Annotated in this window: 10 protein-coding genes; all 10 read left to right on the forward strand. The window is 46.0% G+C overall.

Going from position 1 to position 12,431, the window contains the following annotated elements:
• Positions 1 to 22 precede the first annotated feature (22 nt).
• From tssL to tssE, 10 genes are read left to right on the forward strand one after another with little or no spacing between them, the layout of a single operon-like run.
• Complete coding sequence (tssL, locus tag ACLD71_RS06715) at positions 23 to 1,327, forward strand: type VI secretion system protein TssL, long form (protein ID WP_303552176.1); 1,305 nt, start codon at positions 23 to 25, stop codon at positions 1,325 to 1,327.
• Positions 1,328 to 1,348: 21 nt separating this feature from the next.
• Positions 1,349 to 4,888 carry a type VI secretion system membrane subunit TssM gene (gene tssM / locus ACLD71_RS06720; RefSeq protein WP_137672486.1) on the forward strand — a complete coding sequence of 1,180 codons (3,540 nt, stop codon included), beginning with the start codon at positions 1,349 to 1,351 and terminating at the stop codon, positions 4,886 to 4,888.
• Entirely contained in the window at positions 4,870 to 5,556 is a 687-nt protein-coding gene (tagF, locus tag ACLD71_RS06725) for a type VI secretion system-associated protein TagF (RefSeq protein ID WP_137672485.1), read from the forward strand. The genes tssM and tagF overlap by 19 nt, the downstream gene beginning before the upstream one ends.
• Positions 5,550 to 6,374, forward strand: a complete 825-nt coding sequence (locus ACLD71_RS06730) for a PP2C family protein-serine/threonine phosphatase (protein ID WP_303514674.1) — start codon at positions 5,550 to 5,552, stop codon at positions 6,372 to 6,374. The genes tagF and ACLD71_RS06730 overlap by 7 nt, the downstream gene beginning before the upstream one ends.
• Positions 6,375 to 6,378: 4 nt before the next feature.
• The gene (gene tssA, locus ACLD71_RS06735) at positions 6,379 to 7,491 is read left to right on the forward strand and encodes a type VI secretion system protein TssA (RefSeq protein ID WP_411993744.1); all 1,113 of its coding nucleotides are present in this window, start codon (positions 6,379 to 6,381) and stop codon (positions 7,489 to 7,491) included.
• Positions 7,492 to 7,538: 47 nt separating this feature from the next.
• Positions 7,539 to 8,054, forward strand: coding sequence for a type VI secretion system contractile sheath small subunit (gene tssB, locus ACLD71_RS06740; protein WP_137672483.1), 516 nt, complete (start codon positions 7,539 to 7,541; stop codon positions 8,052 to 8,054).
• Positions 8,051 to 9,544 carry a type VI secretion system contractile sheath large subunit gene (gene tssC, locus ACLD71_RS06745; RefSeq protein WP_411993746.1) on the forward strand — a complete coding sequence of 498 codons (1,494 nt, stop codon included), beginning with the start codon at positions 8,051 to 8,053 and terminating at the stop codon, positions 9,542 to 9,544. Before tssB ends, tssC (ACLD71_RS06745) begins: the two co-directional genes overlap by 4 nt.
• A 34-nt stretch (positions 9,545 to 9,578) precedes the next feature.
• Entirely contained in the window at positions 9,579 to 11,135 is a 1,557-nt protein-coding gene (gene tssC, locus ACLD71_RS06750; RefSeq protein WP_303552163.1) for a type VI secretion system contractile sheath large subunit, read from the forward strand.
• A 4-nt stretch (positions 11,136 to 11,139) separates the two neighbouring features.
• On the forward strand, positions 11,140 to 11,949 hold the full coding sequence (locus tag ACLD71_RS06755) for a type VI secretion system accessory protein TagJ (RefSeq protein WP_137672480.1): 810 nt from the start codon (positions 11,140 to 11,142) through the stop codon (positions 11,947 to 11,949).
• Positions 11,949 to 12,428 carry a type VI secretion system baseplate subunit TssE gene (gene tssE / locus ACLD71_RS06760; protein ID WP_137672479.1) on the forward strand — a complete coding sequence of 160 codons (480 nt, stop codon included), beginning with the start codon at positions 11,949 to 11,951 and terminating at the stop codon, positions 12,426 to 12,428. The genes ACLD71_RS06755 and tssE overlap by 1 nt, the downstream gene beginning before the upstream one ends.
• Positions 12,429 to 12,431 lie beyond the last annotated feature (3 nt).

Below are 12,431 nucleotides of genomic sequence, written 5' to 3' on the forward strand. Positions count from 1 at the left end.
AACGTTCCAAGGATGAATATAGATGTCTGAAGCTACAGTGATGAAGCCTCGACCAGGAAGCCGCGGTGGTAATAAGCCAGTGAGCGACCTTGGTAAAATTGCCGCAAATGCTGCTGAAGCAGAGTGTACCGTGGTTATCACCCCCTCTAAAAATAAAGAGCGAGGTGTACAACTACCAAAGTTTGGTGATAACCCTCTGATTGACGAGGCCAGCGCGCTATTGTCAATGGTAGGCCAGATTCGCTGCACTTCTAAACATGGCGATATCGCGTCATTACGCCAAGTATGTATCGACAAGATTCGTGATTACGAAGCTAACCTTAGGCATCAACAAATAAGCCCCGAGATTATCGATGCTGCCCGTTATTGTGTGTGCTGTTTCATTGATGAAACCGTACTAAATACCAACTGGGGTGGCCAATCTGTTTGGGCGAGTGACAGCTTATTATCTACTTTTCATTCGCAAACCTCAGGTGGCGAGCATTTCTTCACCTTGTTAGATGAAAACTTGATTTCTCCGCACGCTAAAACCCAATTGTTAGAGCTGCAATATCTAAGTTTGTCGCTAGGGTTTGTTGGCAAAATGCGTTTAGAAGAACGCGGCCAAGAGAAGCTAGAAGAGTACCGCCAGCAAGCATTTGACCGTTTGCAGTCTATCCATGGCGAAGCCGATATAGATTTGTCTCCACAAAGCCAAGCGAGTGTGAGTATTGGTAATGAAGCCAACGGTGGTTTACCACTGTGGGTGATAGCGGCAATTTTTGGTGTGGTGTTGTTATCAATTTATATGAGCTGCAGCTATTTCATTAATAGCTATTCAAATCAGGTGTTTAACCAAATTAATACCTTAGCTCGATGGGAAAGCACGTCAACAACAACCGTTGCGGTAGACGACCAACAAATTCTTATGCTGCAGCAACGCCTGCAAACAGAGGTAGATCGCCAATTACTCGAAATTGCTCCATTGAGTGATCGTGTTCGAATCACTATTAATTCTAGCGAGTTATTTAGTGCAGGCAGCGCCGAAGTTAAATCATCAATTGTGCCAGTACTGCAAAAGCTGTCTCGGGCCTTGGAGTCTACGACCGGGCGAGTTCTTATTACCGGCCACACCGACAACCAACCTATTTTTACTAGCCGTTATCCCTCTAACTGGCACTTGTCACTGGCGCGCGCGACTTCAGTCGCCAACACCATGTCGATAGGTACTTTGTTACAAGGCAGGTTATGGCCAGAAGGCCGAGGAGATTCTGACCCACGTGCTAGCAATAACACTGAATCGGAACGTGCTTTGAATCGTCGTGTAGAGATTGATTTGCTTTACTAAGCAAGGCTAAAGGATTGAAAAATGTTTAACAGTTTGTTTTTTCAACGCTTAATTCAAATGTTGAAGTCTAAATGGGCAATTACCTTACTAGGGTTTCTTGCCGTAGCCTTTCTCATCTGGTTTGGTGGCCCGTTAATCGCGATTGCTGGTTCAGAGCCTTTAGGTAGTGCTGCTGCGCGTTGGTTCACTATTATTACCTTGGCCTTAATCTGTATTATTTATCAGTTTTGGCAGCACATACAAAGCACTAAGCAAAACCAACAAGCGGTTCAGTCTTTACTCGATGGCGAAGACGAGCATGGTGATGATGAAGAAAGCCGCCGTGAAGTAGAAACTTTGCGTGAGCGAGTGGTAACGGCGTTAGATGTATTAAAAAATTCGAGTTTAGCCAAAGGCCAAGGCGTTTATCAATTGCCTTGGTACATCATGATTGGCCCTCCTGGTACCGGTAAAACCACCGCACTACAAAATTCAGGCTTAGAATTTCCGCTTAAAGACAAGCTAGGTGACGATCCCTTAGCTGGGGTAGGTGGTACTCGCCATTGTGATTGGTGGTTCACCAACAAAGCAGTATTGATTGATACCGCGGGGCGCTACACCACGCAAGACAGTAACAGTGCTAAAGATTCCCGTGCTTGGTTGGGCTTTTTGGGGCTACTTAAAAAATATCGTACTAAGCGGCCGATTAACGGTGCCATTGTTACAGTAAGTTTGGCGAGCCTGTTACAACAAACTCGCACCGAGCGTAACTTGCATGCGCGTGCTATTAAACAGCGTATTCAAGAGCTTAAAAATCAGTTAGGCATGCAGTTCCCGGTTTACGTGGTACTAACTAAGGCTGACTTAATTGCTGGTTTTAGCGAATTCTTTGCTGACTTAAACGCCAATGAGCGAGAGCAAATTTGGGGTATTACGTTCCCACTTATTGCTGAAAACCAAGATACCGGTGTAGTGGGTTTGTTCAACCGTGAATTCCACGGCTTACTTAAGCGTATTCAAACCCGCTTAAATGTTCGCCTGCAGCAAGAGCGCGACATTGATAAACGTACCTTGATGTACGAATTTCCTAAGCAAATGCATTTATTGCAATCAAGCATCGATGATTTCTTAAAAGAGATTTTCTCACCAAATGCCTTTGAAGAAGCGCCAATGCTGCGTGGTTTATACATTGCCAGTGCCACCCAAGAAGGTAAGCCGATTGACCGAGTGATGGCTGAAACGTCTAATGGCTTGGGCTTAGGCCAAGTGCCTTTGAAGCAACAGGGTGGTGAGACCAAAGGTTACTTTATTAAACGCCTTCTTGAAGACGTGATTTTCCCAGAGAAGTTTGTTGGTTCGGTTAATCGCCATCACCAGAAACATTCAATGTGGACCCGTCGCATTGTGGCGGGCGGTTGTGCTTTTACTCTGCTGACTTGTAGCGTTCTTTGGTACAACAGTTATAGCTGGAACAAACAATTAGTAGATCACAGTGAAACAGCTGTTAGCCAATACAAAGACATTGTAAAACCCGGCCTAAGTACTGATACCGACGTGATTACCTTGGTACAAGCGCTTAATGCTTTACGCGATTTACCGGCAGGTTTTAGTGAAAAACTCATCGACCAAGACGTTCACCGCATGGGCTTATACCAAGGTGAAAAAATTGGTCAGCCTGCGCAAATGGCTTATCAACGTGCCTTGCAAGGTTTCTTTGCTTCTTACTTAACCGATGCCTTAACCACCGAGTTGGCCGAAAATGAGGAATACCTCGAGTATTTATACGAATCGCTTAAAACTTATTTGATGATTTACGATGCCGAACATCGTGAAATTGAGCAAATCTATAGCTGGTTTGAAATCTACTACGAGCGTCACTTGCCTGGTGAAATTAATACTGGGCTTCGCCAAGACTTAATGGCTCATACCCGCAACTTGTTTGCTGATGGCGTGAACATTATTCCGGTAAATCAAAACGCAATTGCCCAAGCGCGTAGCGTATTAACGCGTATGCCTTTGGCCGAGCGGGCTTATCAACGATTACGCATTGAGTTTTTGTCTAGCCACGTAGCCGACTTTAGATTGAGTGATGTATTTGGCCGCCAAGGTCGCCAAGTATTTATTCGAAACAGTGGCGAGCCCCTGCACGAAGGTATTCCTGGCTTATACACCTACAGTGGCTTCCACGGCTTATTCCGCATTGAAAACAACCGCATCGTTAAACGCCTAATGGAAGACAGTTGGGTATACGGCGACAGCTTGTCGATTGATGAAGCGACTCGCGATGAAGTCGTTAAAGCGGTGAGTGAACGTTACTTCCGGGATTATGTTTATGTTTGGGAGCAATTGTTAGATGACGTTCAGTTGCGCCCATACTCGTCGGCTAAAGAAGGCGCAGAACTGGCCAAAAACTTAACTGGCTCAGAGCGTCCTTTGCAAAGCTTCATTATGGCAGTACAAAAAGAGCTTCGCTTAACCGATATCGCAGTGAGCGATAACGCAAAAATGGCTGGTGAAGTTGCCGGAAACGTTACTGACGTAGCCTTAAAGAGTCAAAAGGCACGCTTAAATCGTTTCTTACCTAACGATATGTCTAAGGCCAAAATTTCGTTGCCTGGCTCTGAAGTAGAAGCCGAATTTGAAGACTTGTTGAGCATTAATGAAGCTGATCTGGAAGGCATGCACGTTTCGATGCTACAGCTACGTGATTACTTAGACGTACTGTCAGAATCAAATAACAAGCGCGCTTATACCAGCTTAATGGATGACAACAGCCAGTCGGCGGTGACTAGTGCGCTGCGTCGTTCGCGTAAAGACTTACCCGCGCCGTTCTCGAATATGATGGGTGAGCTATCTAGCCAAACTTCATCACTGGCTAAACGTGGTGCGCAAGTGCATGTAAACGCAATTTGGAAGGACAGTGTTTACAAAGAATACCGCGCAGCGATTCGTGGCAAATACCCATTTAATAGTAAAGCGGGTGAAGAGGTTCGTCTAAAAGACTTTGGTCGCTTCTTTGGCTACGGCGGCACCATGGATACCTTCTTTGAGCGCTACTTAAAATCATCGGTTGATACCAGTAAGCGTAATTGGAAACTGGAGCGTTCGGTAGGCATAGACCCTGCGTCACTAAAAGTATTCCAACAAGCACGCCGTATTCGCGACGTATTTTTTGAGCCTGGCTCGCAAACACCAAGGGTTGAGTTTGGCTTGAAGCCACTTTACTTAGATGGCCACATTAATAACTTCCGGGTTGAGTTAGGCGAGCAAGAATTGGTGTATCGCCATGGCCCGCAGCGAACCTCGCACTTTATTTGGCCAACTGACTCAAGCCGTAGTACTCGCTTAGCCTTTGTACCACCTAAATCTGGCCACTCTATTTCTGAAACTTACCCAGGTCATTGGGGCTTGTTCAGAATGCTAGATGGTTTAGCTATGCAGCGTCCAGAAAGCCGTAAAGACAACGTTTTAGACATTGAATTTAAAGGTAATAAAGTGCAATTAGAGTTGATACCAACTACTGCGATGCACCCATTCTGGTCTAGAGATTTAGCGAGGTTCTCATGCCCAGTAACGCTATAAACGGATTTGGTTACTTTGGTAAGGTCCCGGCTCGCGGGGACTTTATTCAGAGTCATCTACCTAGCGATTTTGTCGCTGGCTGGAGCGAGTGGCTACAAGCTGTTATCGCAGTGAGCCGAGAGCAGTTAGGTGAACAATGGTTAGACCGTTACCTCACCAGCCCGATTTGGCATTTTGCTCTATCGCCAGGTGTATGTGGCGAGTCGGCCATGGCTGGCACGTTGATGCCAAGCGTAGATCAAGTGGGCCGGCATTTTTACTTCACCATGGCTAAACCTATTAGCCAACCGCCAGTGAACGCTTGGCAGCAACGTGAGTGGAGTGAACTAAGTGAACAAAAAGTACTGAAGCTATTAGACGATGATACTGACGTAGTTCGCTGGGCAGAAAGTGTGGCAGACGTTGATTGGTTAGATGCTATCAAACCCGCTAATCGTTTAGTTAATCATGCTAAGCAAAGCCAGCAGTTAGTGTTGGAGAGCGAGCAGTTTATTAACCCCGAGCACCTATTACATCAGCAATTACGCAAGCGCTTAGAGCGTTACTGCATATGGTGGACAGCCGGTTCAGAGTTTGTTCCAGAATGTAGTTTGGTGACCGAAAGCTTACCTCTTGTCAGTCAATTTTCAGCCATGTTAGATGGCCAATGGGAGCAATGGGGATGGTAGCTAGTTCAAGCTTAATGGATGGTTTTTTTGTGAGTTTTGCCCAAACCCATCCGGGCAAGGTAAGACCTTATAACGAAGATGCTGTGCTGGACATGCGAGAAGAAGGTGTTTGGGTCGTCGCCGACGGTATGGGCGGTCATGCAGCAGGTGATGTTGCCAGCCAAATGGTGATTGATGCGGTGAAGCAGTGCGTAGAGCAAACCCCTGCGGCGAGCTTAAGCATTGACTGCTTACGCAAAGCATTTCTACAAGCCAACCAACAAATTATAAATTATTCGCAGCAAAACTTAGATGGAAAAACCGCTGGTAGCACTGCCGTGTTACTGCATGTACGCGATGGTTTTTATCACTGCTTATGGGTGGGCGATAGCCGTATTTACCTCATGCGTCACAACCATTTACAGCGTAAAACCCGTGACCATAGCCAAGTGATGGACATGGTAGAGCAAGGCTTAATTGCCGAATCAGAAGCGGAAGACCATCCCCTGTCTAACGTGATTACCCGCGCCATTGGTGTGAGTGATGAACTGACTGTTGACCAAAACTCAGGGCAGTTGCTACCGGGTGACCAGTTTTTATTGTGTTCCGACGGACTGACTAAAGAGCTGAACGATAGCGATTTAGCAATGTGCATGCAGGCAAAAAGTGTCTCTGATATTGGTTTAGCGCTGATGCATTCAGCTTTAGTGAAAGGCGCTAGCGATAACGTGACCTGTGTATTGGTAAAAGTAAGCCAAAGTGACGCAGATACCGAAGACGAACACTGTGACGACACGGTGCCGGTATTTTTTAATCGTCGCGCAGCGGTAAGGACTTAACAGCATGTTTCTAGAATTGACCGATATCGATTTTGAACAACTGGCTCAGCCGCTTTCAGATGAACAACCTTGTGGCGAAGATCCGCGTTTAGATGCTTCGCCTATGTCTACTTATTTCACGCTTAAAGATGTGCGCAACACTGCGCGTGCTGCCGAGCGTAATGCGTTGGTGGATAACGAACCGCTACTGAGCTTTGCTAACGAATGGGACCCGATCGTTAATCAAGTTCCTGAGGTATTAGTAGAAAACTGCAAAGATCTAGAGCTGGCGGCTTGGCTTATCGAAGGCCTAGTGCGCCGTAAAGGTTTTAAAGGCCTGCGCCAAGGCTTTGATATAGCTAGAACATTGATTGAAAACCACTGGGACAATTTATATCCAAGCCCCGACGAAGACGGTGTTGTGACCCGAGTGGCTCCACTTGTGGGGCTAAATGGCTACGACGGTGAAGGCACTTTATTAATGCCCATCGCCTGTGTACCGCTGACCGATTTAATTGATGTACAGCCCTACTCTTTATGGGAATTTGAGCAAGCCAGTGAAGTGGAGCGCTTAGAAGAGAAGAAGCGAACTCAACGTCATAACTCCGGTGCGGTGCGCTTAGAAGATATTACTAATACGGTAAAAGCCACTTCGGGTGCGTTTTTTGTTGAATTGCTGCAAGACATTGAACTGGCCAGCGAAGCTTACAGAAAGCTATCAGCCGCTATGGATGAAGCGGTTGGCGAACCCCAACCTAGCTCACATATTGTAAAGCGTTTAACCGATTGTATAGAAGCAGTGCGTTATTTAGCGGCAGACAAATTGTCGGCTGCAGAAGCGCAGGCATCTATCGAAGAAATATTAGAAGAATCTGATGAACAGCCAAGCGACGCGGAAGTGGTTGCCGGGCCAAGTAATCAATTAAGGAATCGTGCAGACGCGATTCAGCAACTAGGCAAAATTGCCGAATTTTTTAAAGAAACCGAGCCTCACTCGCCAATGGCTTATGCCATTGAACAGGTGGTGCGTTGGAGTGGAATGAACTTGCCAGATCTATTGCAAGAGTTGATTTCCGACAACGATGCTCGTACGGGTTACTTCCGATTAACTGGTATTTCATCGGAATCACAGGACTAACGTGGTGCTTAGCGCTCTACGTGTTAATCAATAACAAGGAGATTGATATGGACAGTATCCACGGCAAGTTGTCTCGGGTACGCAAACCGAGAGTTCACATCACTTATGATGTAGAAACTGAAGGTGCTGCAGTTAAAAAGGAATTGCCTTTTGTAGTAGGCGTAATGGGTGATTTTGCAGGCGATAACACCGCTGCACTAAAACCATTAAAAGATCGTCGTTTTATTCAAATCGACCGTGACAACTTTGATGATGTGCTTAAGCGCATGAATCCAAAGCTTGAGTTTCGTGTTGATAACAAGCTAGCCGATGATGACTCACAAATGTCAGTGTCGCTTGAATTTAGCTCGATGAAAGATTTCGACCCTGCTGCGGTAGTAAACCAAGTTGAACCATTACGTAAGTTAATGGATACCCGTAACAAGTTACGCGACTTGATGACTAAGGTTGACCGCTCGGAAGACCTAGAGAACATCTTGGAAGAAGTATTAAACAATACTGATTCTCTGCAGAAGCTAAAAGGCGAGTTAGATAAAGAGCCTAGTGCGGAGGGCACAGAATGAGCGTAGAAAGCCAAACTGCCCTAGACCCAAGTGTTGAGGAAGCCCAAAGTTCAATCTTGGAGCAAGCTATCGGCGCAACTAAGCAAACGGATAGCTCGCGTTCAGCAGAGCTGATCCGCACGCTAGCCGATGAAGCACTTAAAGGAACTGTAAGCTGGAATAAAAACCTTACGGTGACTTTTAGAGAAGCTATTGCCGGTATCGATGAACTGATTTCTACACAGCTAGCTGAAGTTATGCACCATGAAAGCTTCCAAAAATTGGAAGGTTCTTGGCGTGGGCTTAACTACTTGGTAATGAATTCAGAAACCAGCCAAACGCTTAAAATTCGCGTACTAAGCATGAGCAAGAAAGAATTGCACAAAGACTTAAGTAAAGCGGTTGAGTTTGACCAGAGCCAAATCTTTAAAAAGGTTTATGAGTCTGAGTTTGGCACCCCTGGTGGCGAACCTTACGGCGCATTGGTAGGTGATTACGAATTTACTAATCACCCAGAAGATATTGAGTCACTAAGCTTAATGTCTAATGTAGCTGCTGCTGGTTTTGCACCGTTCTTATCTGCGTCTTCACCAGCATTGTTTGGTTTTGATAACTGGACAGAGCTAACCAAGCCGCGTGACTTAGAGAAAGTGTTTGAATCTCTTGAGTACACTAAATGGCGTTCGTTCCGTGAAAGTGAAGATTCACGTTTTGTTACCTTAGCAATGCCTCGTGTATTGGCGCGTTTACCTTATGGTGAATCAACCACGCCAATTGAAGAGTTCAACTACGAAGAATTCCAAGTTGATCCTAAAACTGGCATGTCTAAAACCACTGAGCATGACGAATACTGTTGGATGAATGCTTCTTACGTACTAGGTGTGCGTATGACAGAAGCCTTTGCTAAATACGGTTTCTGTACGGCAATTCGTGGGGCAGAAGGTGGCGGTAAAGTTGAAAACTTGCCATCGCACTTGTTTGTGTCTGATGATGGTGACCCAGATCTTAAGTGTCCTACCGAAATTGGTATTACCGATCGTCGCGAAGCTGAACTAAGCAAACTAGGCTTCTTGCCGCTTTGTCACTACAAAAATACTGACTACGCAGTGTTCTTTGGTTCGCAAACTTGTCAGAAACCTAAGAAGTATGACAACCCAGATGCAACGGCTAACGCAGCCATCTCGTCTCGCCTACCTTATATGATGGCTACTTCTCGTTTTGCTCATTACCTAAAAGTAATGGCGCGCGACAAGATTGGTAGCTTTATGGAAGCTGAAGACGTAGAGACTTGGTTAAACCGTTGGATCTTAACCTTTGTTAATGCTTCTGAGGGTGGTGGCCAAGAGATCCGTGCTAAGTACCCACTGGCTGATGCAAAAGTGCAAGTGAAAGAAATTCCTGGTGCCCCTGGTTCGTACAACGCGGTTGCGTGGTTACGCCCATGGTTACAAATGGAAGAGCTAACCACTTCATTGCGCTTAGTTGCAAAAATTCCAGAAATTGGTGGCTAAATAGATGGCGGGTCGCAAGGCCCGCTAATTTCTTATGACGATGACTCAAACTTTACCACCACTGAGTTTTGTGGACAGCCAAAGCCTGCATCAAGTTGAGACTGATACTCAACATGTTGATGTGGATTGGTGTGCCCAGAGCCAAGTGGTAGATAAGTTTCTAGCGGCAGAAGACGCCTACTTAGCACTACGTATATGGTTAGAACGTGATAACCAGCAATACAACACCGCTTGGACAGCAGAAACCTTAAGACCGATATTGCTGCGCGCCATTCGCGATATTGATGAACGCTTAAACGACCAAGTTAACGCAATTATTCATCATGATCGCTTTCAGCAATTAGAAGCAAGTTGGCGCGGGGTTAAGTACCTCACCGACAATGCGGGCACTCAAGATCATAGCTTAGTGACCAAGGTTAAGCTGATCAGCATTAACTGGCGTGAGCTCTGTAGAGACGTATCGCGCGCGATTGAGTTTGACCAAAGTGAACTGTTCAAACTTATCTATACCAATGAATTCAATATGCCGGGAGGTGAGCCTTTCGGCATGATCGTGGGTGATTATGCCATCAGCCATAAAGCCAAGCCGGGCATGCCCACCAATGACATTGAAGCGCTCCGTGCGATTAGTCATGCTGCTGCGGCAGCTTTTGCACCTTTTGTCACGGGGGCTGCACCCTCAATGTTTGGGGTGGATTTCTTTAGTGAATTGGCGTCGGTCAGCGATATCAGTGCGCAGTTTTCTCAAGCTGAATACCTTAACTGGCGCAAATTACGCAGCCAAGAAGACTCACGCTTTTTGGGCATTACCGCACCCAATATTTTAATGCGCGAACCTTACCAGCAAGATGGTCGCCGCCAAGAAGGTTTCATGTTTGTAGAGCAAGTAAACGATGCCGAAGGTGATTACTTGTGGGGCAATGCAGCTTATGGCGTTGCCACTGTCGCTTTGCGCGCGTTTAAAGAATCCGGTTGGTTTAGCCAAATACGTGGCTTGCAACCAGGCCAATACAAACATGGTTTGCTGTTTGATTTGCCGAGTTCGCGTTTTAAGTTGTCTCGGCATATTCGCTCAGCCAAACCCTCGGTAAATTTACAAGTCGGCGACCGTTTAGAAAAACAGTTATCTGACAGTGGTTTTATTCCGGTCTCTACGGTGCCGCATACCGAACATTTGGTGTTGTATAGCAATGCCTCAGTAAATTTACCGAAACATTACGACAGCTTGTCGGTAACGGTGAATGCGCGTTTATCGTCAATGCTGCAATACGTTATGTGTGTTTCACGTTTTGCTCATTATTTAAAAGTGATGGGGCGTGATCGGGTGGGCTCTTTTGAAAATGCCGATTCGATAGAACGCGACTTACAATCTTGGTTGCGCAGTTACACCACCGCATCCGATGAAGCCTCTGATGAAATTAGAGCGCGCTACCCCTTAAACGAAGCCAATATTCAAGTGAAGGAACAATCCGGCAAGCCGGGCCATTACTACTCGATTATTCATTTACGTCCGCACTTTCAGCTAGACCAAATGATCTCAAGTATTCGCCTGATAACCGAGTTATCTCCAAGCTATAAACAAGCAGGATAAACAGATGCAACAACAAATTAAGCAGTTGATTCAAGTAGGACAATTAAGCGAAGCGATTGCCGCTACCATCGCGCATTTAAAGGTTAAACCTAAAGATTTAGAAGCGCGCAGCAGCTTTATCGAGTTGTTATGTATCGACGGTCAGCTAGAGCGAGCAGATCAGCAGTTAGATTTGCTGGTAAAGCAGCACCCAGAATGTGTACCAGGCGCGCTTAATATGCGTCAAATCGTGCACGCTGCACAATCTCGAGTAGATTTTGCCAATGGCGGCGATACCGCCACCTTAACCAGTGGTGCAAAACAAAGCCTTACTCCTTTGGTAGAGCTGCGTTTAGCCTTGTTGAATCAAGATAAACCAGAGCTTGAAAGAACAGCTCAGCAATTGGAAGCCCTGCGCGAGAACGCACCACTAGATATCAATGAAAAAAGCTGCGACGAGTTGCGTGATATTGATGACAGCTTAGCCGGTTACCTGGAAGCCTTTGGTTCTAATGGTTTGTATTACTTGGTGCCGTTCTCTGAAGTGACGTGGTTAAAACTATTGCCTGCCAATAACTTGTTTGAGCACATTTGGCGTCGTGCAGAAATCGACATTAAAGACGGCCCAACCGGCGAAGTATTTATCCCAATGACCTACCTAGCCAGCGAAACTGATGCTGAGAAACTAGGTCGTGAGACCGATTGGCAGCCAATGCTAGAGAGTGAGTTTTACCAAGGCCGTGGCCAAAAGCTGTGGCTGGTTAATGATGACGCACTAACCCTATCGCAGCTGGAATCATTTACTGAAACCAAACAAGTTGAGACCGCCGAATAATGAGCGCAGTTCAACCGGCCTTACAACTCTCATTGCTTGATCGATTGAGCAATACCTTGGATGAGGATATTAACTCAACCAACGTGTATTCCAATTATGGTCGTCAGGCATATCGACGCAGTATTCGTCGGGATTTGGAAGCCTTGTTGAACGCTAAATTGCATTGGCATACCTGGCCTGAATGGTACGGCGAGTTGGATCTTTCTTTGTTTAGCTATGGCTTACCTGATTTTTCATCAATGCCTTTAAGTAGCCAAGATGGTCGCGACAAGTTGTGCCAAATTGTTGAGCAAACCATTCGCAAATTTGAGCCTCGTTTTATCGATTTATCGGTGACCACAGTGAGTGAAGAGCAACCCTTAGATAGGGTAATGCGATTACGGATCCATGCCTTATGCCATGCCGATCCCGAGCCTGAAGAAATGACCTTTGATTCAGAAGTAGAGCCCCTAAGTCTTGGCATCAAGATAGTTGAGTAGAGC

Origin of the sequence: Agarivorans sp. DSG3-1, assembly GCF_046774965.1 — a bacterium.
In the GTDB taxonomy this organism is placed as follows: Bacteria; Pseudomonadota; Gammaproteobacteria; order Enterobacterales; family Celerinatantimonadaceae; genus Agarivorans.

Coding starts and splice junctions, on each gene's coding strand:
- tssL (WP_303552176.1), top strand. CDS start 23: ATGTCTGAAGCTACAGTGATGAAGCCTCGACCAGGAAGCCGCGGTGGT.
- tssM (WP_137672486.1), top strand. CDS start 1,349: ATGTTTAACAGTTTGTTTTTTCAACGCTTAATTCAAATGTTGAAGTCT.
- tagF (WP_137672485.1), top strand. CDS start 4,870: ATGCCCAGTAACGCTATAAACGGATTTGGTTACTTTGGTAAGGTCCCG.
- ACLD71_RS06730 (WP_303514674.1), top strand. CDS start 5,550: ATGGTAGCTAGTTCAAGCTTAATGGATGGTTTTTTTGTGAGTTTTGCC.
- tssA (WP_411993744.1), top strand. CDS start 6,379: ATGTTTCTAGAATTGACCGATATCGATTTTGAACAACTGGCTCAGCCG.
- tssB (WP_137672483.1), top strand. CDS start 7,539: ATGGACAGTATCCACGGCAAGTTGTCTCGGGTACGCAAACCGAGAGTT.
- tssC (WP_411993746.1), top strand. CDS start 8,051: ATGAGCGTAGAAAGCCAAACTGCCCTAGACCCAAGTGTTGAGGAAGCC.
- tssC (WP_303552163.1), top strand. CDS start 9,579: ATGACGATGACTCAAACTTTACCACCACTGAGTTTTGTGGACAGCCAA.
- ACLD71_RS06755 (WP_137672480.1), top strand. CDS start 11,140: ATGCAACAACAAATTAAGCAGTTGATTCAAGTAGGACAATTAAGCGAA.
- tssE (WP_137672479.1), top strand. CDS start 11,949: ATGAGCGCAGTTCAACCGGCCTTACAACTCTCATTGCTTGATCGATTG.